Origin of the sequence: Paraburkholderia tuberum STM678 (assembly GCF_902833905.1) — a bacterium.
Lineage (GTDB): Bacteria > Pseudomonadota > Gammaproteobacteria > Burkholderiales > Burkholderiaceae > Paraburkholderia > Paraburkholderia tuberum.
Genome location: NZ_CADFGP010000016.1, coordinates 1 through 23,559, shown reverse-complemented (window position 1 = coordinate 23,559; position 23,559 = coordinate 1). Strand labels below are relative to the sequence as shown.

23 protein-coding genes are annotated in these 23,559 nt (G+C 64.4%); 13 read left to right on the top strand and 10 right to left on the bottom strand.

The window, feature by feature from the left end:
* The first annotated feature begins 97 nt into the window (after positions 1-97).
* From HWY30_RS15960 to HWY30_RS15950, 3 genes are read left to right on the top strand one after another with little or no spacing between them, the layout of a single operon-like run.
* On the top strand, positions 98-1,306 hold the full coding sequence (locus tag HWY30_RS15960) for an efflux RND transporter periplasmic adaptor subunit (RefSeq protein WP_090809988.1): 1,209 nt from the start codon (positions 98-100) through the stop codon (positions 1,304-1,306).
* An 11-nt stretch (positions 1,307-1,317) separates the two neighbouring features.
* The gene (locus HWY30_RS15955; RefSeq protein WP_090809987.1) at positions 1,318-4,515 is read left to right on the top strand and encodes a multidrug efflux RND transporter permease subunit; all 3,198 of its coding nucleotides are present in this window, start codon (positions 1,318-1,320) and stop codon (positions 4,513-4,515) included.
* Positions 4,508-5,989 carry an efflux transporter outer membrane subunit gene (locus HWY30_RS15950; protein ID WP_167368766.1) on the top strand — a complete coding sequence of 494 codons (1,482 nt, stop codon included), beginning with the start codon at positions 4,508-4,510 and terminating at the stop codon, positions 5,987-5,989. The genes HWY30_RS15955 and HWY30_RS15950 overlap by 8 nt, the downstream gene beginning before the upstream one ends.
* 63 nt (positions 5,990-6,052) lie before the next feature.
* Here the strand turns inward: HWY30_RS15950 and HWY30_RS15945 are convergent, their stop codons facing one another.
* A complete protein-coding gene (locus HWY30_RS15945; protein ID WP_090809983.1) occupies positions 6,053-7,471 on the bottom strand; it encodes a trypsin-like peptidase domain-containing protein in 1,419 nt (472 codons plus the stop codon).
* A gap of 276 nt (positions 7,472-7,747) precedes the next feature.
* On the opposite strand from HWY30_RS15945, the gene HWY30_RS15940 reads away from it, so the two are divergent.
* From HWY30_RS15940 to HWY30_RS15915, 6 genes are all read left to right on the top strand, one after another.
* Positions 7,748-8,269, top strand: a complete 522-nt coding sequence (locus HWY30_RS15940; RefSeq protein ID WP_090809981.1) for a 2,4'-dihydroxyacetophenone dioxygenase family protein — start codon at positions 7,748-7,750, stop codon at positions 8,267-8,269.
* A gap of 105 nt (positions 8,270-8,374) precedes the next feature.
* Entirely contained in the window at positions 8,375-9,676 is a 1,302-nt protein-coding gene (locus HWY30_RS15935) for an MFS transporter (protein WP_090809979.1), read from the top strand.
* 13 nt (positions 9,677-9,689) lie between these two features.
* Complete coding sequence (locus HWY30_RS15930) at positions 9,690-10,418, top strand: SDR family NAD(P)-dependent oxidoreductase (RefSeq protein ID WP_018425118.1); 729 nt, start codon at positions 9,690-9,692, stop codon at positions 10,416-10,418.
* Between the two features lie 90 nt (positions 10,419-10,508).
* Positions 10,509-11,366: an IclR family transcriptional regulator gene (locus HWY30_RS15925; RefSeq protein WP_090809977.1), complete on the top strand. Its 858-nt coding sequence runs from the start codon at positions 10,509-10,511 to the stop codon at positions 11,364-11,366.
* A gap of 146 nt (positions 11,367-11,512) precedes the next feature.
* Entirely contained in the window at positions 11,513-12,556 is a 1,044-nt protein-coding gene (locus HWY30_RS15920) for a rod shape-determining protein (protein ID WP_013091688.1), read from the top strand.
* A gap of 22 nt (positions 12,557-12,578) precedes the next feature.
* Positions 12,579-13,097, top strand: coding sequence for an SLATT domain-containing protein (locus HWY30_RS15915; RefSeq protein WP_090809975.1), 519 nt, complete (start codon positions 12,579-12,581; stop codon positions 13,095-13,097).
* Between the two features lie 49 nt (positions 13,098-13,146).
* Here the strand turns inward: HWY30_RS15915 and HWY30_RS15910 are convergent, their stop codons facing one another.
* A complete protein-coding gene (locus tag HWY30_RS15910) occupies positions 13,147-13,842 on the bottom strand; it encodes a YceH family protein (protein ID WP_090809973.1) in 696 nt (231 codons plus the stop codon).
* Positions 13,843-14,037: 195 nt separating this feature from the next.
* Between HWY30_RS15910 and HWY30_RS15905 the strand changes: the two genes are divergently transcribed.
* A complete protein-coding gene (locus tag HWY30_RS15905) occupies positions 14,038-14,292 on the top strand; it encodes a BON domain-containing protein (protein WP_090810537.1) in 255 nt (84 codons plus the stop codon).
* Here HWY30_RS15905 and HWY30_RS42995 read toward each other — a convergent pair.
* Complete coding sequence (locus HWY30_RS42995; RefSeq protein WP_425199383.1) at positions 14,252-14,446, bottom strand: hypothetical protein; 195 nt, start codon at positions 14,444-14,446, stop codon at positions 14,252-14,254. The two genes, HWY30_RS15905 and HWY30_RS42995, sit on opposite strands and share 41 nt — an antisense overlap.
* A 14-nt stretch (positions 14,447-14,460) precedes the next feature.
* Complete coding sequence (locus HWY30_RS15895) at positions 14,461-16,854, bottom strand: phosphoketolase family protein (protein WP_090809969.1); 2,394 nt, start codon at positions 16,852-16,854, stop codon at positions 14,461-14,463.
* A gap of 220 nt (positions 16,855-17,074) precedes the next feature.
* On the opposite strand from HWY30_RS15895, the gene HWY30_RS42485 reads away from it, so the two are divergent.
* A complete protein-coding gene (locus HWY30_RS42485) occupies positions 17,075-17,203 on the top strand; it encodes a hypothetical protein (RefSeq protein ID WP_262419862.1) in 129 nt (42 codons plus the stop codon).
* A gap of 114 nt (positions 17,204-17,317) precedes the next feature.
* Positions 17,318-17,848 carry an ankyrin repeat domain-containing protein gene (locus HWY30_RS15890; protein WP_090809966.1) on the top strand — a complete coding sequence of 177 codons (531 nt, stop codon included), beginning with the start codon at positions 17,318-17,320 and terminating at the stop codon, positions 17,846-17,848.
* Positions 17,849-17,899: 51 nt separating this feature from the next.
* On the opposite strand, the gene HWY30_RS15885 is transcribed toward HWY30_RS15890, so the two are convergent.
* From HWY30_RS15885 to tnpA, 6 genes are all read right to left on the bottom strand, one after another.
* Entirely contained in the window at positions 17,900-18,598 is a 699-nt protein-coding gene (locus HWY30_RS15885) for an HAD family hydrolase (RefSeq protein ID WP_090809964.1), read from the bottom strand.
* 74 nt (positions 18,599-18,672) lie between these two features.
* The gene (gene gnd, locus HWY30_RS15880; RefSeq protein ID WP_090809962.1) at positions 18,673-19,707 is read right to left on the bottom strand and encodes a phosphogluconate dehydrogenase (NAD(+)-dependent, decarboxylating); all 1,035 of its coding nucleotides are present in this window, start codon (positions 19,705-19,707) and stop codon (positions 18,673-18,675) included.
* A gap of 216 nt (positions 19,708-19,923) precedes the next feature.
* Positions 19,924-21,267 carry a sugar efflux transporter gene (locus tag HWY30_RS15875; protein ID WP_090809960.1) on the bottom strand — a complete coding sequence of 448 codons (1,344 nt, stop codon included), beginning with the start codon at positions 21,265-21,267 and terminating at the stop codon, positions 19,924-19,926.
* A 335-nt stretch (positions 21,268-21,602) separates the two neighbouring features.
* The gene (locus tag HWY30_RS15870; protein ID WP_090809958.1) at positions 21,603-22,211 is read right to left on the bottom strand and encodes a PAAR domain-containing protein; all 609 of its coding nucleotides are present in this window, start codon (positions 22,209-22,211) and stop codon (positions 21,603-21,605) included.
* Positions 22,212-22,303: 92 nt separating this feature from the next.
* Positions 22,304-22,624, bottom strand: a complete 321-nt coding sequence (locus tag HWY30_RS15865; RefSeq protein ID WP_143037284.1) for a hypothetical protein — start codon at positions 22,622-22,624, stop codon at positions 22,304-22,306.
* A 200-nt stretch (positions 22,625-22,824) separates the two neighbouring features.
* Positions 22,825-23,286: an IS200/IS605 family transposase gene (gene tnpA, locus HWY30_RS15860; RefSeq protein ID WP_090810534.1), complete on the bottom strand. Its 462-nt coding sequence runs from the start codon at positions 23,284-23,286 to the stop codon at positions 22,825-22,827.
* 187 nt (positions 23,287-23,473) lie between these two features.
* Between tnpA and HWY30_RS15855 the strand changes: the two genes are divergently transcribed.
* Positions 23,474-23,559 (top strand): transposase (locus HWY30_RS15855; protein ID WP_425199384.1); only part of this gene is annotated, 86 nt, incomplete at its 3' end.

The following is a 23,559-nucleotide window of genomic DNA, read 5'->3' as shown; positions in this document are numbered from 1 at the left end:
CCCACACACGTTCTGAATAGTTAATTCGACCGCAAACCGTTAAAACCGTCACCGATCTCACGCGCAAAAAAGACTGCCTTGATCAAAGGAGTTTCTCTTGCTTTGCTCCGCACTCCGCCTGCGTAGTCGTGCCGTATCGCTTCTGATCACCGGTTTGCCGCTCCTGCTTGCCGCCTGCAACGAGCGGTCGCAGACTCCCACCGCCGCGTCGATGCCACCGGTTCCCGTGCTGGTCGAAACGGTTTCCACCACCCCTGTCGCCGATATCGTCGAGTTGCCTGGCCGCATCGAGGCTGTGCGCACCGCCGAGATTCGCGCGCGCGTCGACGGCATCGTCCAGCGCACGCTCTATCGGGAAGGCACGGACCTGCCGGCCAACGCCCCACTCTTCCAGATCGACGCGAGCGACTATCGCGCGCAGTTGCAGCAGGCGCAGGCCGCGCTCACGCGCGCGACCGCCGTGCGCGACAACGCGGCGTCGGTGGTGGACCGGTTCAAGCCGCTCGTCGGCCGTCATGCGGTCAGCGCGCAGGAATACGACGCCGCGCTCGCGACCATGCAGCAGGCGCAGGCCAATGTCTCCGATGCGCAAGCTGCGGTTTCGCTTGCGCAACTGCGGCTCGATCGCTGCATCGTACGCACGCCGATCGCCGGACGCGCGGGCCGCGCGCTCGTCACCGAAGGCGCGCTCGTCAGCGCGGGTGCGGCCACGCTGCTCACGCAGGTCAATCAACTGACGCCGATCAACGCGGTGTTCACGCAGTCGAATACCGCAATGCTCGACGTCGAGCAGGAGATCCAGTCGGGCGCGCGCAAGCCGACCAGCATGAAGCACGTCGAGGTGCAACTGATCCTTGCCAACGGCCAGCTCTACAACGAGCGCGGTTTTCTGGACTTCGCCGATCTCGTCGTCGATCCGTCGACCGGTACGCAGACGGTGCGCGCGCAGTTCGCGAATCCGGACCGCACGCTGTTGCCGGGGCAGTTCGTGCGCGGGCGCATCATCGCGGCGGGCAATGTGCGGGGCATCCGTATTCCCGAGCGCGCGGTGCAGATCGACCACGGCATTGCAAGCGTCGCGTTGGTCGCCGACGACGGCACCGTGGTCCGCCGCAATATCGATCTCGGCGAGCAGGGCGAAGGACGCTGGACCGTGCGCGACGGTCTGAAGCCCGGCGAGCGCCTGATCGTCGATGGCTGGCAGAAGGTGCAGCCCGGTCAACGGGTCGAAGCGCGGCCCGCCCCCGATGCGTCGCCAGCGGCGCATTCGGCCGCGTCCCCTGCTCCCGCTTCGACCGCGCACTGACGGGCTCGCCGATGAATCGATTCTTCGTCGCCCGGCCGGTCTTCGCGTGGGTCATCGCCCTTTTCATCGTGCTGTTCGGCTCGATCGCGCTCGCGCTGCTGCCGGTCGAGCAGTACCCCGACGTCGCTCCGCCGTCGCTCACCATCAGCGCGGTCTACAGCGGCGCGGACGCGAGCACGCTCGAGCGTACCGTCACGTCGATCGTCGAAGACGAGCTGAACGGCATCGAGAATTTCCTGTACATGTCGTCGGTGAGCCGCTCGAACGGCACGATGCAGATCACCGTGGTGCTAAAGCCCGGCACCGATCTCGACATCGCGCGCACTCAGGTGCAGGACCGTCTGAGCCGCGTCGAACCGCGCCTGCCGCTCGAAGTCCGTCAGATCGGCTTGAGCGTGACGAAGGCGTCGTCGGGCTTTCTGATGCTGCTTGCACTGCAGGCGACCGACGGCACCACCGACGCCGTCGCGATGGGCAACTTCGCGTCGAACAACATCGTCAACGAGCTGCGCCGTATCGACGGCGTCGGCGACGTGCAGCTGTTCGGCTCGTCGTACGCGATGCGGATCTGGCTCGATCCGCGCAAGCTCGCGGGCTTTGGGCTGTCGGCCAGCGAGGTGCTGCAGGCGATCCAGGAGCAGAACAGCCAGACCGCGGGCGGCAGCCTCGGCGATCAGCCGATCGCGCCGGGCTCCGAGTTCACCGCGCAGATCGTCACGCAAAGCCGCTTCACGACGCCCGAGCAGTTCCGCGAAATCATCGTGCACGCGAATCCGGATGGCTCGACCGTGCGGGTGGGCGACGTCGCGCGCGTCGAGCTCGGCAACGACAGCTACGGCAACCGCCTGACCGTCAACGGCAAGGCGTCGGCCGGGATCGCGATCCAGCTCGCGAGCGGCGCGAACGCGCTCGCAGTCGCCAACGCGGTGCGCCAGCGCATGGCCGAATTGCAGCCGATCTTCCCGCGCGGCGTCGCGTGGACCGTGCCGTTCGACACCACGCCGTTCATCACGACCTCGGTGCATGGCGTGATCCGCACGATGGTCGAGGCGCTGTTGCTCGTGACGGTCGTGGTGTTCCTGTTCCTGCAGGACTGGCGCGCGACCGTGATCCCGACGATCGTGGTGCCGATCGCGTTGATCGGCACGTGCGCGGGGCTCTATCTGTTCGGGCTGTCGATCAACATTCTGTCGCTGTTCGGCATGGTGGTCGCGATCGGTATCCTCAACGACGACGCGATCGTCGTCGTCGAAAACGTCGCGCGCATCATGCGCGAGGAAGGGCTCGGCGCGCCGCGCGCAACGGTGAAGGCGATCGGGCAGATATCGGGCGCGGCGATCGCGAGTACGCTGGTGCTCGTCGCGGTGTTCATTCCGATGGCGTTTTTTCCGGGCTCGACGGGCGGCATCTACCGGCAGTTTTCGGTCACGCTCGCGGTGTCGATCCTGCTGTCGACGATGTTGGCGCTGACACTCGGCGCGGCGTTGTGCGCGGCGCTGTTGCGCAGCGAGGCGGCCGCCAAAGAGCGGCCGAAGAACGCGGCTTCGCGTCTGCTGCATCGCGTGTTCGACGGCTTCAATCGTGGGCTCGACGCGGGCACCACACGCTATATCGTGGGCGTCGATGCGATGCTGCGCTCGCCGCTGCGCTGGCTGCTGGTGTTCGTCGCGGCCTGCGCGATCACCGTGTTTTTCTTCACGCGGCTGCCGACAGGCTTTCTGCCGACCGAGGACCAGGGGCATATCTTCATCACGTATACCGGCCCGCCGGGTTCGACTGACCAGCGCACGCAGCGCGCGATCGACCAGGTCGAGGCGTTTCTGCGAACCCAGCCGCAAGTGCGCAACGTCGCGTCCGTGACGGGCTTCAGCTTCTTTGGCCAGGGGCAATCGGCGGCTCTGTCGTTCGTCGATCTGAAGCCGTGGGACGAGCGCTCGGGCGAGGCCAATTCGGCGAGCGCGCTGGTGCGTCGCGCGAATGCGGCGTTTCGGCAGATTCCCGAGGCGATCATTTTTGCGCTCGACCCGCCGCCGATTCCGTCGCTCGGCAACGCGACCGGCTTCACGATGAAGATCCAGGATCGCAGCGGCATCGGCGGCGAAGCGCTGCAACAGGCCGCGCGGCGGATGATGATCGAGGCGTCGCAAAGCCCCCTTCTCACGGGCGTGCGCGCCGAGGGCATGCCGGAAGCGCCGCAACTGTATGTCGACATCGACCGCGTGAAGGCGCGCGCATTAGGCCTGCAAATCGGTCAGGTCAACCAGGCGCTTGCGCTGACGTTCGGCTCGAACTACGTGAACGACTTCGTGTTCGAGGGCAACGTGCTGCGCGTGCTGTTGCAGGCGGACGCCGAGCAACGCATGCGTGCCGAGGACGTGACTTCGCTGCGCTTGCGCAATAACCGCGGCGAGATGGTGCCGTTCTCGGCGTTCACGCGCGTGCGCTGGATTTCCGGACCGCAGCAGCTCGAACGCTATAACGGCTTTCCGTCCGCGACGCTGTCGGGTCAGGCCGCGCCCGGCCGCTCGAGCGGCGCGGCGATCGCCGAGATGGAGCGCATCGCGTCGCACGTGTTGACCGGCAACCTGACTTACGAATGGACCGGCACCGCGCTCGAGGAAAAACAGGCGAGCGGCCAGATCGGCATGCTGCTCGGGCTGTCGCTCGTGGTCGTGTTCCTGTTGCTCGCGGCGCTGTACGAGAGCTGGGCGATTCCGGTCGCGGTGTTGCTGATCATCCCGTTCGGCGTGATCGGCGCGGTACTGTTGACGATGCTGCGGGGACTGTCCGCGGACGTGTATTTCAACATCGGCCTCGTGACGATCATCGGCCTTGCCGCGAAGAACGCCATTCTGATCGTCGAATTTGCGATCAAGGAGGAATCCGAAGGAAGGGACGCGCTAGCCGCCGCCAAAAGCGGCGCACAGCAGCGTCTGCGCCCGATTCTGATGACGAGCGTCACGTTCGTGTTGGGCATGCTGCCGCTCGTGCTCGCGACCGGCGCGGGCGCGGCGAGCCGCCGCGCGGTCGGCACCGGCGTGATGGGCAGCATGCTGACCGCGACGATGTTCGGCGTCTTCTTTACGCCGCTGTTCTATGTCGCCGCGCGACGCTGGCTGAGCCGCAAGAAACGCAGCACCGATCTCGACGATGACGATCTGCCGACAGCCATGCCGCGCGATTCGGGTGGAGGGCAGCGCGATGCGTAAATGCCTTCATGTGCGCCTGGTGCTGCCCCTCTTCTGCTGCTCGCTCGCCGCCTGCAACTTTGCGCCGAACTATCAGCAGCCCCAATTGCCGATCGCAGATCGTTTCGACACGACGGAGACCGCCAATCCGGCCGCCGCGCATCTGGCAAGCGAAGTCGACTGGCAGACCTTCTTCGCCGATCCGCAACTGAAGCTGCTGATCGAGGCGGCGCTCGAGCACAACCGCGATCTCGCCGCGTCGATCGCGCGCATCGAGCAGGCGCGCGCGTTTTATCGCATCCAGAACGCCGCGCGTTTGCCGCAGGTCAATGCGAACGCGGGTGCGACCCGCACCAGGGCGCCACTCGGTTCGTTCGATCCCGAGTTCGACAACACGGACATCTCGGTCCAGTTCAACCAGTACAACGTGCAGGCCGCGGTGACGTCGTTCGAACTCGACTTCTGGGGGCGCGTGCGCAACACCAGCGAAGCCGCGCGGCGTCGATATCTGGCCACTGTCGACGCGCAGCACGCGTTCCGTTTGTCGCTGATCGGCAATGTCGCGTCGAACTACTACGCGATCCGCTCGGGCGAGGAAGGCATCGAGCTTGCACAACACACGCTCGACAGTCGGCGCTACGCGCTGGAAGTCGCGAAGATGCGGCTCGACGCGGGCGTCACGTCGATGGTCGATTACGACCAGGCGGCCATTCTGGTCACGCAGGCACAGACGCAGCTGGCCGAGCTGCAACGGACCACTGCGCAGCAGCGCCATCTGCTCGAGGTGCTGATCGGCGGGCCGCTCAGCGGATCGCTACCGCCGGCGCCGCCGATCGCCGACGCCGCGCAGTTCCGCGAGCTCGATGCGGGCCTGCCCTCCGCACTGCTGATCGACCGGCCGGACATCCAGCAGGCCGAGCAGCAACTGCGCGCAGCCAATGCCGACATCGGCGCCGCTCGCGCGGACTTTTTTCCACGCATCGCGCTGACGGGTAGCTTCGGATATGTGTCGCCCGAACTCGGCGATCTGTTCGTGCCGGCCAAGCAGGCATGGTCGTTCGGCGCGCTGGTCGGCATGCCGATCTTCGATGCGGGACAGCGCCAGGCGCAACTATCGCAGGCGCGCGCGCGACGCGACGAACTGGTCGCCGATTATCAGCGCACGGTGCAGAACGCGTTTCGTGAAGTGTCCGACGCATTGGTCGCGCGACAACGCTACAAGGAACAGATCGCGGCGCAGGAACAGGCGGTGCAGGCGCAGCGGCAACTCGCCGAAACGGCGGAGCTGCGCTACGAAAACGGGATCTCGATCTATCTCGAGGTGGTGGATGCGCGACGCAATCAGTTTGCCGCCGAGCAGCAGCTGATCCAGCTTCGGGCGACGGCCTTGCAGAACGGGGTGTCGCTTTACGTCGCATTGGGGGGCGGGCCCGACGAGCCGCGGAACGTCACGCAAAGCACGTCTCACGCTGAGGGGGTCCACCCGTCCAACTGAGGCACGCGCGCCACAGCAGCGCGTCGTGCCCGCCGCCGGCATTGCACCGGCGGGTTCTACTCATCAGCCAAGCGTTACGTCGACCGATGCTTGTTCACCATCGCGCACCACGGTGACAGACACGCTGTCGTCCGCCTGAGCGATCATGCGGCGCAGTTGCTCGACGCCGTGAATCACCTTGCCGTCGACGGCAACGATGATGTCGCCCGCCTGAATGCCGGCTTCAGCGGCCGGACCGGTGGACTGCTGCACCACCACGCCGCCCGGCAGCTGCGCTTGCTGCTGTTCGTCCTGAGTCAGCGCACGCACGGCGACGCCGAGACGCGGACGGTTTTGCTGCTGCGGTTGTTCCTGCTGCTCTTCGCGTGGCGCGGCCGACGCCATGTCCGACGCTTGCTGCGCGCCCACCGTCACCGCCAGCTTGCTTTCGCCGCCGTTGCGCCACACGCTGATCGTCGCTTTGCTGCCCGGCGACAGTTGCGCGACCTGACCGATCAATTCGGTCGTGTTACCAATATGCTTGCCGTTCACGCCGACGATCACGTCGCCCTGGCGCAGACCGGCTGCGTGCGCGGGACCATTCGGATCGACCGAGCCGACCAGTGCGCCGCCCGTCGAGTCGAGGCCGAGCGCCTTGGCCTTGTCGGCGCTGAGCGGCTGCACGCCCACGCCGATGCGGCCGCGGCTGACGTGACCGGTACTCACGAGCTGGTCCTTCACGTGCATCGCCGCGTCGATCGGGATGGCGAACGACAGTCCCTGGAAGCCGCCGGTGCGCGAGTAGATCATCGAGTTGATGCCGATCACTTCGCCGTTCAGGTTGAACAGCGGACCGCCCGAGTTGCCCGGGTTGACCGGCACGTCGGTCTGGATGAACGGGATCGGGCTATCGTCGGAGAACGAGCGCGATTTCGCGCTGATGATGCCCGAGGTCACCGTGCTGTCAAAGCCGTAGGGCGAGCCGATCGCCACGACCCATTCGCCGACCTTGCTGCTGTCCGGGTTGCCGATCTTCACGGTCGGCAGATTGGTCGCGTCGATCTTGACGACGGCGACGTCGGTGGCCTTGTCCTTGCCGATCACGCGCGCGTGGAATTCGCGACCGTCGGTGAGCTTCACGGTCACGCTGGTCGCGCCGTCGACGACGTGATTGTTGGTCAGGATGTACCCGTCCTGGCTGATGATGAAACCCGAGCCGAGCGCTTCGCCGCCGCTCTTGCGTTGACCGTTCTCGTCGACCGACGCGGCTTGTTTCACGCCGATATGCACGACCGCCGGGCCATAGCGCGTCACGATGCTGGAGAAGTCCGGTGCCGACGAGCGCGAGCCGACGACATCCGCCGCCGCGTGCAGCGACGACGTCGGGCCCTGCGCGTCGTTCACCGACGCATCGGCATTGCGATGGCTGAGAGCGTACGCGCCGCCGATTGCGAGGACGACGCAGATCGCAGCGCTACCGCGCCAATAGTTTTTGGTGGTCATAGTCAGGGAGTCTTGCGGAGGGTTACGTGGAGGATGCGTAATGTAGTGGCCTCCACTTAAAGCAGACTTAAAGATGGTGTTCGATCAGAATGCGCGCGCAGGCCTTGTTTTAGGCGCTTTTTGCGTGTCGTGCGGCGGCGTCGCTTTATCGTGCCTGACCAGTAATTTCCCCAGGATTGACCCCACCCAAAGCGGTTCCGATAATAACCATATTATGGACTTTTTATCCACAATGTGGACATTGCTTTTTTCTGCACACTTCGCGAGGAATTTCCCATGCCAGAGGCCAATCAATCCGACCTGACGCCGTACCAGCTACCGTTCCCGAAGGAAGCGCAAAAGGAAATCGTCGTGCCCTTCGCGATTCCGACCGACGAACGCGTGTGGGTCCCGCAGGCAGAAAACGTGTCGTTCCGCCCACTGTGCCTGAATGCGTCGCAGGGATACTGGATGAATCTGCTGCGCGTACGCCGCTCGGGTGTGTTGAGCCGGCATCGTCATCCGCAGGCCGTGCACGGCATGGTGCTCAAGGGCCGCTGGCGTTATCTCGAGCATGACTGGGTCGCGACCGAAGGCAGCTACGTGTACGAGCCGCCGGGCGAAACGCATACGTTATATGTGCCCGAGGACGTCGAGGAAATGATCACGTACTTCCAGGTCAACGGCGTGATGTTCTATTGCGATCCGTACGGGAACTACACCGGTTACGAAGACGTATTCACGAAGATCGACATGTGCCGCAAGCACTACGCGGCGGTGGGCCTCGGCGAAGACTACGTCGAGCAGTTCGTCCGGTAAAAGGCCGCGCAAGCCCCAACAGAACCAACGGCCAGGACACCGCAATACCGACAGGCACGGCAACACCATTCCCACACAGCAGGACCCATTGCGCAGGAGACAAACATGCTTCAGAAGTCGCAGCGTCTGAAACGTATCCAGGTGGTCGCCGTCGTCTTTCTGACGGTGGCGGGCATCGTCAATTATCTCGACCGCAGCACGCTGTCGATCGCGAATCATCTGGTCAGCGAGGAATTGCATCTGTCCGCTTCGCAGATGGGGCTGCTGCTGTCCGCGTTCTCGTTGTCGTATGCGTTCGCGCAGTTGCCGGTCGGCGCGCTGCTGGACCGTTTCGGATCGCGCGTGATGCTCGGCCTCGGCATGCTCGTGTGGTCGATCGCCCAGGTCGCGGGCGGCTTCATCCAGACGCTCAATCACTTTCTCACGGCGCGCGTCGTGCTCGGCATCGCCGAGGCGCCGCTGTTTCCGGCCGGCGCCAAAGTCGTCAGCGAATGGTTCGCGGTCCGCGAGCGCGGCACGCCGATCGGCACCTTCATCTCGTCATCCACCATTGCGCCGATGATCGCGCCGCCGCTGCTCACGGTGCTGATGCTTTCCTTCGGATGGCGAACGATGTTCGTCATCATGGGCGTGGTCGGCGTTGTCGTCGCGCTCGCGTGGTACCTCGTCTATCGTAATCGCAGCGAAATCGCGCTGACCGAAGAAGAAACCGCGCATCTGAACGAAGGCGCGACCGGCCAGGAGAATCCGCAGGGCCTCAGCTGGTCCGAATGGGGCGCGCTGTTCAAGCTGCGCAACACGTGGGGCATGATCTTCGGCTTCATGGGCGTGATCTACATGGTGTGGCTCTATCTGACGTGGCTGCCCGGCTATCTGGAGCGTGAGCGTCATTTGAGCATCGCGCACACCGGCTGGCTCGTCGCGATTCCGTATGTGTTCGGCACGATCGGCATGGCGAGCAGCGGCGTGATCGCCGACTATCTGTTGAAGCGCGGCATGGCGCCGATCCGCAGCCGCAAGTGGCCGCTGTGCGTCGGTCTCGTCGGCGCGGCCGCATTCACGGTGCCGGCCGCCTACACACCGAGCACGACGCTCGCGATCGTCTACGTGTCGCTCGCGATGCTGTTCGTGAACCTGTCGAGCGGCAGCGCATGGGCGCTCGTCAGCGTCGCCGCGCCGCGACATCTGGTGGCGTCGCTCGGCAGCATGCAGAACTTCGGTGGCTATCTGGGCGGCTCGTTCGCGCCGGTGATCACCGGCATCGTCGTCGATCGGACGCATTCGTTCGTCAACGCGCTACTGATCAGCGCGGCCGTCGCGTTCGCGGCGGCGCTCGTCTATCTGTTCGTCGTCCAGGAAGTGGCGCCCGCGCCGCTCGCGAGCTCGATCGAGACCCAACCCACCTGAGGCGGCTTCTCCCATGACATTCCAGAACCAGCTCCTCGAAGGCAAGACCGCGCTCGTGACCGGCGGCTTGTCCGGTATCGGCGCGGCGATCGCCAACACGCTCGCGCAGCTTGGCGCGCACACGGTGGCGGCTGGTTTGCCGCTGCCCGAAGGCACGCCCGATACGCTCAATCGCGAGATTGCGCGCGTCACGCTGGATGTCCGCTCGGGTAACGCCGTCACGGCCGCGGTGAACGCGTTCGAGCGCCTCGACATCGTGGTCAACTGCGCCGGCGTGATCAGCCGCGTCGAAGAACATCGGCTCGACGTGTTCGAACGCGTGATGGATATCAATCTGAACGGCACGATGCGCGTGTGCGCCGCCGCGCGCGACTCGTTGAAGGCGTCGGCGGGCTGCATCGTCAATACGGCGTCGATGCTGAGTTTTTTCGGCGGCGGTCTCGTGCCGGCTTATAGCGCGAGCAAGGGCGCGGTGGCGCAGCTAACGAAGTCACTCGCGATCGCCTATGCCGCCGACGGCATTCGCGTCAATGCGGTTGCGCCGGGCTGGATCGCAACGCCGCTCACCCAGGCGTTGCAGGACGACGATGGCCGCTCGCTGGCGATTCTGGAACGTACGCCGCTGCGTCGCTGGGGCACGCCGGAGGAAGTCGCGCAGGTCGCGGTGTTCCTGTGCTCGCCGGCGGCGTCGTTCATGACGGGCGCAATCGTGCCGGTCGACGGCGGATATCTCGTCGCGTGATCGAGTCGGCGCGTGAAGCGGCGCCGCCGTCGTTTGACGCCATCGATAAAGGCATAATTGCGTACCCCTGCTCTGCCCTACCTCTGTGTGATGTCGAGTTCCGCTTCCAAACCCCGTTCCCACGCCGGCGCCGCCGACCATGATGCTGTCGGGCACGCCGACGACAAAGCCGACTCCAGGGCCGTCGCCGGCGCCGCCGCGTTCTCGAAGTTCATCGCGGTGCTGCAACTGATCGCCGATGCGCCAACGCCGCCCAACGTCGCGAAGCTGAGCGCGGCGAGCGGCTATCCACGCCCGACCGTCCATCGCATCGTCGCGGCTTTGCAGGCTGAAGGGCTGATCGTCGCGAGCGGCAGCGCCAACACCTTCGACCTCGGACCGCGCCTGATCAACCTGGCGAGCCATAGCTGGGAGCGCTCGGATCTGCGGCTCGCGGCCGTCGATGCGTTGATGGCGTTGCGCGACTTCACATCGGAGACGATCCACCTCGCGGTGCCCAGCCAGGGCGAGATGGTCTACATCGAAAAGCTCGAAAGCCCGCACGCGGTGCGCATGGCATCGCGCATCGGCACGCGCGTGTCGCTGACGTCGAGTTCGGTCGGCAAGGCGTATCTGGCGACACTCAGCGTGGCCGAGCGCGAGGCGCTGCTGAAGAACGCGCCGCTCGAGCGTTTCACCGAGCACACGCTGACCGACCTCGACGCCGTGCGCCGCGAGCTCGACGCGACCGCGCAGCGCGGCTACGCGGAAGACCGCGAGGAGAACGAAGTATCGATCTGCTGCTACGGCGCCGCGATTCGCGGCCCGGACGGCCGCGCGGCCGGCTGCGTGAGCATCAGCATGCCGACCTTCCGCCGCCGCGACGATGTGCAAGCCACTTACATCGAGCCGCTGCTTGCGGCATGCCGCACGATCGCGGCGCGGCTGGGGCCGGCGAGCGGCAGATAGCGGACGATAGTGCGGCCGCGCCCGCCGATAAACTGCTATTCTTGCTGTCGCGCGGCCGCTCCGGCCGCCCGCCGCGTGCAAGCGGCAGACCCCGACAAGCTCCCGGCGGCGCTCACGCGCCCGCCTTCGCAAAGACAGGAATACGCATGTTCGGTTTTCTGCGCGGCTACTTTTCCAACGACCTGGCAATCGACCTCGGTACGTCGAACACGCTGATCTACATGCGCGGCAAGGGCATCGTTCTCGACGAGCCGTCGGTCGTGTCGATCCGCCAGGAAGGCGGGCCGAACGGCAAGAAGATCATCCTCGCCGTGGGCCGCGAAGCGAAGCAGATGCTCGGCAAGGTACCGGGCAACATCGAGGCGATCCGCCCAATGAAAGACGGCGTGATCGCCGATTTCAACATCACCCAGCAGATGATCAAGCGCTTCATCCAGATGGCGCACGAGTCGCGGCTGTTTGCGCCATCGCCGCGCATCATCATCTGCGTGCCGTGCGGTTCGACCCAGGTCGAGCGCCGCGCGATCAAGGAGGCCGCGCATAGCGCGGGCGCCTCGCAGGTCTATCTGATCGAGGAACCGATGGCCGCGGCCACGGGCGCCGGCCTGCCGGTGTCGGATGCCACCGGTTCGATGGTCGTCGATATCGGCGGCGGCACCACCGAGGTCGGCGTGATCTCGCTCGGCGGCATTGTGTACAAAGGCTCGGTGCGCGTCGGCGGCGACAAGTTCGACGACGCCATCGTCAACTACATCCGCCGCAACTACGGCATGCTGATCGGCGAGCAGACCGCCGAGGCGATCAAGAAGGAAATCGGCTCCGCGTTTCCGGGCTCCGAGGTCATGGAGATGGAAGTCAAGGGCCGCAACATGTCCGAGGGCATTCCGCGCAGCTTCACGGTGTCGAGCAACGAAATCCTCGAAGCGCTGACCGATCCGCTGAATCAGATCGTGTCGTCGGTGAAGATCGCACTGGAACAGACGCCGCCGGAACTCGGCGCGGACATCGCCGAGCGCGGCATCACGCTCGCGGGTGGCGGCGCGCTGCTGCGCGATCTCGACCGTCTGCTCGCCGAGGAAACCGGCCTGCCGGTGTTCGTTGCAGAGGCGCCGCTGACCTGCGTCGTACGCGGCTCGGGCATGGCGCTGGAGCGGATCGAGAAGTTCGGCAGCTCGTTTTCCTACGATTGATGCGCGTGCCGAACGCTGAACGATGACGACCCTGCCCGCCTACGAGCCGCCCGTCGACGAAACCGAGCTGCTGTTGAAATGGATTCGCCGCGCGCGCGAATCGCAGATGAGCCATTACGACATGGCGGATCTGCTGTCGGCGCGCGAGCGCCGCATGGGCTGGCTCGTGACCGCGCTGACCGCGTTCGTCGGCACGGCGGTGTTCGCGTCGTTGAGCGCGCCGCCGGTGTCGATCGAGATGCGGATAGTCGTTGGGCTCGTCAGCGCGGCGGCGGCGCTGTCGGCCGCGTTGCAGACGTTCCTGCGCTATGCGGAGCGTGCCGAGAAGCATCGCGCGGCCGGTGCGCGCTATGGCGCGGTGCGTCGGCGGCTCGAAGCGGTGTTTGCCGGCGACGCCGATGCGCGCGAAGCGCACTACCTCACCGGGATCCGTACCGAACTCGACCGTCTCGCCGAAGACTCGCCGAACGTGCCGCCGCGGATCTTCTATCGCACGCAGCGTACGTTGCTGGCGGATAGGCCGCGTCGGCGTGATGCGTGATACAGGCGGCCGGGCGCGCCTTCGCCTTCGCTTTCGTTTCCGTTTCAGATCACAGATCGTCCGCGCTGATGCCCAGCTCGGTCGCCATGCGCCGCACGACGGCCTGCAGACGGCTGACTTCATCGGCGAGACGCTTCTGCTCGGCCTTCAGCGCCTCGAATGCCGACAGCGGCACGCTGTCGTCCTCGGCGAGCGCGGACTGCGCGGCTTCGGTGATGCTGAACTCGCCGCACAACAGATGCATCCAGCGATTCTCACGCTCGCCCGCCATGCGCGGCAGCCGGACGACGCGAGGCGGATCGTTCGCGGCCAGCTCGTCGAGGAACGCCTCGACCGACGAAATATCGGCGAAGCCATGCAGCCGCGCGCTGTTCAGGCGCAATTCGGCGGCCGTTTGCGCGCCGCGCAGCAGCAGCGTGGTCAGCAGCGCGATCGACTGTCCCGGCAGCCCGAGCACGCGGTTCATGTTGTGCTCGAAGCGCGGCACGCGGCTGCTGCTGCCCTCGAACACGAGGCTCAGGCGTTTCAGGCCGTCGACGGCGGTCAGCACCTCGGCCTCGGTCGCGCTCATCACCGGCGCGCGGCCGGTCTTCTGATTGCAGCCGAGCGTCAGCGCGTTCAGCGACAACGGATAACTGTCGGGTACCGTGTGCTGTTTTTCGACGAGCACGCCGAGAACACGTCCTTCGAGCGCAGTCAGCGCGCGCAGCGAGGGTCGGGAAGGAGCGTCGGGAGGAGAATTCATGGGATTGCGAGGTCTCGTGGAAGATGCGCGCGCCGTTCGCGGCTGGACGGCGCGTTCTGTCAGGTGGGCACTATGATAAACGCGGCGAGCCCGGCGCGGCGAGCGAATCTGCGCTGCCGGCCAAGCGCGCACGCCGGCAAAACCAGCCACATCTGCTAGTGTGAGTTGATCGACATTCTGTTTCGCGGAGACGCCATGCGGTCCACAAGCTCGAGATCGAGCGAATCTGCCCGCCTGACCGACGCGCAGATCGCCGCCGAAGCAGCGCGCCGTCTCGCGTGGGATTCGGCCGTGCCGCCGGGTGCCGTGCGCGTGAAGGTCGCGCGGGGGCGTATCACGCTGTCGGGCGAGCTTCAGCGCGAAGCACAGCGCGCCGCGATGCTCGAAGACGTCACGCGTCTGTTCGGCGTCACTTCAGTCGCGGACCGGACCGTCGTCCGCCAGGGCTGACCTCAGTCAGGCGGGTCAGCTCCCGCCCGCTTGCAGCCGCGCCTTCGAGCAACAGTGTTTCGTCGTTGGCCGAGTGGGCGAACAGCCCGCACTTCAGCGATGACGACCCGCTGTTCAGCACGAGGATCGTCCGTTCCTGATCGTGGTCGTGCATGGGCGCCTCCTCGCTCAGCCTTTCCACGTCCAGTTGCGGATTTCCTCCTTGTCGATCCCTTCCTCGTGTGCATACGCGAGATGCTCGATGATCTGCCCGCGCAGCCACTCCTTCGTATGATCGCCGACGCCGCGCAGCGACGGCACGCGATCGATCGCATCGATCGCCAGCGTGAAGCGGTCGACGCCGTTGATGATCGCGAGTTCGAGCGGGGTATTGATGTTGCCCTTCTCGTTATAGCCATGCACGTGCATGTTTCCGTGATTCTGACGGTTGTACGTGAGCTTGTGCACGAGCGCCGCATACGAGTGGAAGTTGAAGATCACCGGCTTGCTGGTCGTAAACAGCGAATCGAAATCGCGGTCGGACAGTCCATGCGGATGCGCATGCTCGGGCATCAGGCGGAACAGATCGACCACGTTGACGAAGCGGATCTTCAGCGTCGGGCAGCGCTCCTTCAGGATCTGCACGGCGGCGAGCGCTTCCATCGTCGCGATGTCGCCCGCGCACGCGATCACGACGTCCGGCTCGACGCCCTGATCGGTCGACGCCCAGTCCCAGATGCCGATGCCCTTGGTGCAATGCGTGACGGCCGCGTCCATGTCGAGATAGTCCAGGTGCGGCTGCTTGTCGGACACGATCACGTTCACGTAGTCGCGCGAGCGCAGGCAGTGATCGGCAACGCTCAGCAGACAGTTCGCGTCGGGCGGCAGATAGATGCGCACGACGTCCGGGCTCTTGTTGGTGACCACGTCGAGAAAACCGGGGTCCTGGTGCGTGAAACCGTTGTGATCCTGGCGCCACACGATCGACGTGATCAGCAGATTGAGCGACGGCACCGGCTGCCGCCAGCCGAGCTCGCGCTTGGCTTTTTCGAGCCACTTCGCGTGCTGGTTGAACATCGAGTCGATCACGTGCACGAACGCTTCGTAGGTCGCGAAGAGTCCGTGACGGCCTGTCAGCGCATAGCCTTCCAACCAGCCTTCGAGCGTGTGCTCGCTGAGCATTTCCATCACGCGGCCATCGGGCGACAGTTCGCCGCCGTCGGCGTCGCCCGGTTCGAGCGCGGCGAGCCAGGTCTTGCCCGACGCTTCATAGACCGCGTGCAGCTTGTTGCTCGAAGTTTCGTCGGGACCGAACAGCCGGAAGTTCGACATGTTGTTGCGCATCACGTCGCGCAGGAACGTGCCGAGCACCGCGGTCGGCGACGTATACGCCGCCGCCGGTTTCTTCACGGCCACCGCGTAGTCGCGGAACGGCGGCATGTCGAGCATCTTGCACAACAGTCCGCCGTTCGCGTGCGGATTCGCGCTGATGCGGCGCGCGCCCTCGGGCGCGAGCGCGCGCAGTTCTTCGACGAGCCGGCCGTTCGCATCGAACAGCGTTTCGGGACCGTAGCTGCGCAGCCAATCCTCGACGATCTGCAGACTCTTGCGATTGCTCACCGCATCGGCCACCGGCACCTGATGCGAGCGCCACGAGCCTTCCACCTTGTGACCGTCGACTTCCTTCGGCCCGGTCCAGCCCTTCGGCGAGCGCAGCACGATCATCGGCCAGCGCGGCCGCGTCGTGTCGTTGTTCTGCCGCGCATGCTGCTGGATCGCGCGAATTTCGCCGATGCATTGTTCGAGCGTCGCGGCCATCTGCTGATGCATCGTGTCGGGATCGTCGCCTTCGACGAAATACGGCTTGTGCCCGTAGCCGACCATCAATGCTTCGAGTTCCTCACGCGGAATGCGCGCGAGCAGCGTCGGATTGGCGATCTTGTAGCCGTTCAGATGCAGCACCGGCAGCACCGCGCCGTCGCGGATCGGGTTCAGGAATTTGTTCGAATGCCACGACGTGGCAAGCGGGCCGGTTTCCGCTTCGCCGTCGCCGATCATCACGGTGACGATCAGCTCGGGGTTGTCGAACGCGGCGCCGTAGCCGTGCGACAGGCTGTAGCCGAGTTCGCCCCCTTCGTGAATCGAGCCCGGCGTTTCGGGCGTGCAATGCGAACCGATGCCGCCCGGGAACGAGAATTGCCGGAAAAAGCGCCGCATACCGGCTTCGTCCTCGCTGCGGTCCGGATAAATTTCCGAGTAGTGGCCTTCCAGGTAGCAGTTCGCGAGGCTCGCGGGGGCGCCGTGACCGGGGCCGGACAGAAAGATCACGTCGAGATCGTGTTTGCGGATCAGCCGGTTCAGATGCACGAGCACGAAGCTCTGACCGGCGTCGGAGCCCCAGTGGCCGAGCAGCCGGTTCTTGATGTGCTCGGGCTTCAGCGGTTTGCGCAGCAACGGGTTGTCGCGCAGATAGATCATGCCGACCGACAGGTAATTGCATGCGCGCCAGTAGCGATCGAGGTTGCGCAGCGTATCGGGGTCCAGAACTTGCGGTGGGGTGGGATGCGAGGTTGCTTCGGCCATGGCGTCACTCCTCGAAAGGAACTGTCAGGCTGGTTGGCGGATGATGCGGCGCACTCGAAACGAAGCCGGGCGGTGCGAGTCGAATGTACTAAGCTGCTCAAACGGGGGCGAATGCTTTCTACCCCTCCCAGTATGTCGCGCTGAATGTGGCATTCGTGCTGCAACTCCTTGCGCTGTCTGCTTTCTTTTCGTGATTTCCTGTCTCAGGTCAATCGCCGCCATGTCGACATCTCCCAGTGCGCTCAAAGTGCTCGTGGTCCTGGTCCTTACGCTCGTGTTCACATTCCTGGCTGTCGCCATACCGATCGGCATATTCGGGCTGCTGGTCAAGCTGTTCAGCCACGTCTAGCACAGCGGCGCGGCTGCCAGCGTGCGAACGCGAGCGCCACGGAATGTGTATGCTCGCTGAAAGACCGGGCGCGGCATTGGCAATGCGCCGCTCATTCATCGCAAGGAGAGTGCCTTGACCGACCACACCGACAACCCGCCCGCATCGCAACCCGATCCCGAATTGCAGGCGCTCGCGCGCGAAGTCTTCGACCTCGCGCGGCGCGGCGATGCGACGATGCTCGCGGCCGTCATCGAGAAAGGCGTGCCGCCGAATTTGCGCAACGAGCGCGGCGACAGCCTGCTGATGCTCGCGAGCTACCACGGCCACGCCGACGCGGTGCGCACGCTGCTCGACCGGGGCGCCGATGCGAACCTGCGCAACGACGCGGGCCAGACGCCGATCGCGGGCGCCGCGTTCAAGGGCTTCGACAAGGTGATCGAAACCTTGCTCGCGCATGGCGCCGACGTCGAAGGCGCATCGCCCGACGGCCGCACCGCGCTGATGATCGCGGCGATGTTCAACCGCACCGCGATCGTCGATCTGCTGCTCGCGCACGGCGCGGACCCGCATGCGCGCGACGCGAACGGCGTCAGCGCGGCCGATGCCGCCGCACGGATGGGCGCGGCCGATACCCAGGCGCGCCTGAAAGCGCTGGGCGCGTGAGCCCGCGATGTCACCCATGAAACGGCGCCCGCACCACGCGCGCGGCGCCGCCTAGTTGTCCTTCGCGCTACGCAACAGTGTGTCCACGTCGAGCTCCGCCAACTCGCCGATCCGCCCGACCGTCACGTCCGCGGGCGGATTGCTCGCGATCTGCTTCGCATCGAACGCATAGTGTCCCTGGCGCGGAAACACGGTGGTCAGCTCCGCGCCCCATGCCTTCTTCATCGCGCTCAGAATTCGCAGCTTGTCGTCGACCATCACGTAATGGCGCGCCGGATAGCATTCCATCACCTGGTCGAGCATCAACTCCTTGTGGATGTAGATCAGCACGCGCCCGTCGACTTCGTCCCACAGGCCCGAGCGCGAAATCTTGCGCGGCTGGAACACGACGTCGCCATCCGACAGGATCACCGTCGGCCCGTGCTTGCCGAGATGCCGCAGCGCGTCGAGCGCACCCGGATAGAGCCGGTTCGCAAACGGATACTCGATCAGGAACGACGACATCAACAGCAGGCGCGTGTCGCGTGGATGTTCGGTCCGGTAGCGCTGCAGCGCGCCGAGGTAGTCGGCGTAACCGAGTTCGGTGCGCAGGTTCTCGAAGATTTCCCAATAGCGCGCACTGTTCTCTTCGCCGAACTGGCCCATCATGTGCGCGCGTAGATCCTGCAGCACGTGATCGTTGTCGAGCAGCGTGTTGTCGCAATCGAACAGAAACACGACGTCGTGCGGCGTGGCGGAGGTGACTGGCATCGGGGTTCCTTGTGGCAAGTTCGGCGGGCCGGTTCGGCGGGTCGGCGTGATAGCGCACGCGTGGATGGCCTCGGCTACTTCAGCCCGCCGTCCGGCGCAACGGGTTTTTCCGCGTGGCCGCCGAAATCGTGCCGCATCGCCGACAGCACGCGATTCGCGAAATCGGCTTCTCCGCGTGAACTGAAGCGCGCGAACAGCGCCGCGCTGAGCACCGGCGTCGGCACACCTTCGTCGATGGCCGCCGTGACGGTCCAGCGCCCCTCGCCCGAATCCGATACGCGGCCCGCGTAGCCTTTCAGTTCGGTGTCGCTGGCGAGCGAGCCGGCGATCAGGTCGAGCAGCCACGAGCCGATCACGCTGCCGCGCCGCCAGACCTCGGCGATATCCGCGAGATTCAGATCGTACTGATACAGCTCGGGACGGCGCAGCGGCGAGGTCTCCGCATCGGCCTCGCGCGCGTGCCGGCCGGCGTCGGCGTGGCGCAGCACGTTCAGACCCTCGGCGTAGGCGGCCATCAGCCCATACTCGATGCCGTTATGAACCATCTTGACGAAATGCCCCGCGCCTTGCGGGCCGCAATGCAGAAAGCCCTGCTCAGCGGTGCTCGCGGCCGCCGCGCGGCCCGGCGTCGCGCTCTGCGTGCCCGCGCCGGGCGCCAACGTCGAGAAGATCGGTTCGAGCCGTTTGACGACCTCAGCCTCGCCGCCGATCATCAGGCAGTAGCCGCGCTCGCGCCCCGCGACGCCGCCGCTCGTGCCGACGTCCACGTAGTGAAGCTGGCGCGCGCCGAGTTGCTGGCCGCGGCGGATGTCGTCGTGGTAGTAGGAGTTGCCGCCGTCGATCACGACATCGCCCGGCTCGAGCAGCGGCACGAGCTTGTCGAGCGTCGCGTCGACCACGGCGGCGGGCACCATCAGCCACACGGCGCGCGGCTTGTCGAGCTTCGCGACGAGGTCTTCGAGCGAGCTCGCGCCGGCCACGCCTTCCTGCTTCAGCCTGTCGACCGCCGCCGGCTGCACGTCGTAGACGATGCACTGCTGAGCTCCGCTGGTCAGGCGCCGCACCATGTCGGCGCCCATTCGTCCCAATCCAATCATGCCTAGCTGCATGGTTCGCTCCTAAAGATGCTGCGTTGCGCTGCCCGATTTTCCGGTCATCGTGTTGCGGCGGCGTGGCTGCCCTTAAGCATAGGCGCTGTGTCGCGAGCTACGCCGCATGTACCGAAGCAAGCCGCACTTTTTTGCAGAGGCGCAGCGCGGCTCAAAGTTCCACGCAACTGGAGGCGCGCCGCATCCGCACGAAAGCGAACGCGGCGGGCTCACGTGTCATTCGCTACGCTCGGGCACGCGGCTGCCGCGGCGGGCGGCCAGCTTCGCGTATTGCTCGGCCGCGACGCGCTTGACCGCGCGCCACATCAGCGGATAGCGATAGCCGGGCACCGCGAACAGCACCAGCGCGCCCAGCGCCAGCAGTCCGCAGAACAGGAACGTGCCGCGATAGCTGAACGCCTGCACGAGCAGCCCCGACAGCACGCCCGACAGGATCGAGCCGACCCGCGCCGCATTGAAGAACAGCGCGGTCGCACGCCCGGGCGAATGCGGCATCAGATCCTGCACGTAGGTCATGCCGAGGCACGAGGTCACGGCGACCACGAACGCGTTCAGCATCTGCATCGGGATCAGCACGCTGACGTTGCCGGCCAGCGACATCGCGACGAAGTACACCGCATGCACGGCCGCGCACGCGGCAAGCCAGTTCGGCTTGTGCAGCGACGACGACTTCGCGCCGAGCGCGAGCATCATCGGGATCTCGGTCAGCGCGCCGAGACCGAGCATCACCGACACGTCGAGATGCGTGCCGTTGAGCCCGTGCACGATGTACAGCGGCAGTACGATCATCGTCGCGTTCGCGGCGAGGCCGAGCAAGGTCAGCGCGGTCACCGAGCGCAGGATGTCGTTCGCCGACGCGACCGGCAGTGTTTCGTGCGCGTCCTCGCCGGGCTGCCTCAGCGGCGGCACCGTGATCGACGCGGACGGCTCCGACGCGGTGTCCTCGACCGTGTGATCGCCGAGATGGCTCTGCGGCTCCTGCATGCGCCAGACGATGAAGCCACAGGTCGCGAAGCTGGCGGCCGCGAACAGGAAGAGTCCGGTGAAGCTCGTCGCGGCGAGCACCAGCGCGCCGACCGCCGGCCCGAACACCCATGCGGCCGAGAGGATCGTACGCAGCGTCGCGCTCGCGAACACGCGCTCGGCAGGGTCGGGCACCGGCAGCGCCGCGCGGCTGAACGAGAACACCATCGAAATCGCCGAACCGCCCGCACCGATGAACACGATGCCGACCACGAGCAGCAGCCGGTAATCGCGCACCACGCACAGACACAGGTAGCCGAGCGCGGCTGCGATGAGCGCCGCCAGCAATAACGGTCGATGCCGCCCGCTCCGGTCGCTCCAGCGCCCCGCTACCGTGCTTGCGAGCACGCCGCTCGCGGCGATCAGCGTCATGAATACGCCGAGCCGGAACGGCGTCATGCCGGCGCGTTCGATGCCGAACAGAGACAGATACGGTGCGGTGAAGGACATCGCCACACCGAGCATCAGGGTGGCGGCGGCGAGCGGCTTGAAGCCAGGAATGCGAAGCAGGTCGAAAAAACGCGCAGTTTTCAACACGGGGACGGTGGGTCAGGTGGAGCGGGCCTCGATACGCAGCGAAGCGCTCGAAGGCACGTTAGGCGTCGCAGGCAGGGGGCCGGAACGACCGAGGCATTATCGACCTGGAGCGCGGCTCGCGTAAACCCGCTAATAGCTGTCCCAAATCCGTGAGGCGTGCGCGGATGCATCCGGCGACTCGCGCCGTGCCGTGCCTATGCGTGCCGTTAGCGGCACGCTGCTGGCACGCTCAACGCTACTTGCCCTCAGTTGCGCGCATTTGCTGCGCCTGCGCCTTGTAGTCGTAGGTCGGATCGAACTCGGTGTGATAGTTGTTCAAAAGCACCAGTTAATTGTCAGGTTCCCGATGCATTGAGTTTGCGTGCGGGAGAATGGAAAACCACATGAATATCGACGGGCTTCTCGTCATTGGTCGTAATCCGTGCGTAACCGTTGCTATCGGTCCTGCCGGCCTGTCTGACACCATCAACGTCCGCGATGAATTCACGGCCAGATAAAGGCTCATCGGTTACGCTGTCGACGATGGCGAACCAGCGCGTATGCGTTGGCTCGACAAGCGGTGCTGGCGGGGTGGCGTGCTTCTGAGTGCTCGTTGCTTTAAGCTGTGTGTCGTCAGTGATCGACCATCGCGTTCCGTGAATCGCAATGATGCACGGCGGGGTCGAGCAGTTGCAGTGAATCGCATCTCCACCGACAGCCTGGCGGCGAGCCCCCCCGGCCAGATCAATCATGCGGCGATTCTCACTGATCCCCGCGCCGCCGACGATGACCCCTGTGCTTTGGCATGCACCACACCAAGCGCTATCGCCAATGTAGACCACACTTCGGGTTTTGCCGTCATCCCCTTTTATCGTGGCGGCGCGATAGCCTTCGCGCGCAATAACGTGACTGTCCTCGTGACTCGTCAGCGGATCTCCGTCCACAGCCGCATAAAAAATTCCCATGTAATCTCCTGCGCTATTTCGCCCTCAGATGAGTCGAGTGCAACCGAAAAAAAGCTTGTGCTCGATCACCTATAGGAAAGCTTTGAATTCGGTTACTGATTTTCTCGAAGAATCTGCGCCCTACAAGCCTCAAGGGACTTTGAGTCATTGAAAGTCAGACCGTATGCATATTTGCAAAAATCGGAAAGCTCTCTGCGAGTATTGGTTGATAGTTCATCCACGGAAGGGGCATCGCCTTCATTTGCAAATGGGTTGACAAATTCCCGTCTTAAAGTTGGAAATTTCTTTAAAAAATAGATCTCATTCTCATTATGATCGACATATGAATTGTAATACCCTACAAATACATTGAAGATGAGCATCCCCAATGCAAAAATCATAACAAAAACACCCACAAAAACTTTCTTTTTCATGGCAGATCACTTCCCGGCACAGATAGCGATAATCTCGAACGCAGCAATTTCACAACATCCATTCCAAGCTTGCCAGGACAGGCCCGCCCCGTATTCGTTGCCAATCTTTGATATTCCCTGTGTCCACCCAGTCTGGAAATAGTGAATCACCACGTTCGTAGAACGTGGTTTCGCAATAAGCCCCCCATAGGGGGGCACACCTAGCGGCCCTTCTGAGAAGGTCCTCTACCCGGTTCCAACTGAAGCTGCTCTTGATGCATCTCTTCTTTCTCCTGGAACCGAACGTACTTTTGAATCATCTCGCTGTTCAAACCGACCGAATCTACGCAGTAACCCTTTGCCCAGAAATGATTGCCCCAATAAGGTTTCTTCTTCAAAAATGGAAAGGCCGTAAAAATTCGTATGGCGGTACGTCCTTTCAGGACGCCCATCAATCCGGATACCGACAGCTTCGGCGGAATGCTCACCAAAAGGTGCACATGGTCCGGCTGAACATTGAGTTCTACAACCTCGCAGCCCAGCTGCTGACTAAACACCATCACACATTTGTAGACCTCTTTGCCGACCGGACCTTGCAGCACACGGAACCGATACTTCGGCACCCACACAATGTGGTATTGACAATGCCATATGACATGCGATGCTCTGTTGAACCTGCTCATGCTTGTTTTCCTTTTTATGCGTTGTGGGGACAACACACAGAAAGGTACCTGCATGGGCAGGTGCTCTAACAGGCAGAGCCAGTTAGGCGATGACCACGCCCATAGGGCGTGGATTTCGGTTTGTCATTAAAAAATCTTTTAGAGCGTGTTAGGCACTTTCTGTCAGACCTGGTAACCTGGCGGGATGATAGAACGCAAGCCATACCCGACAGATGTTTCGGACGAGGAATGGAGCTTCGCCGCTCCGTATCTGACCTTGATGAACGAAGATGC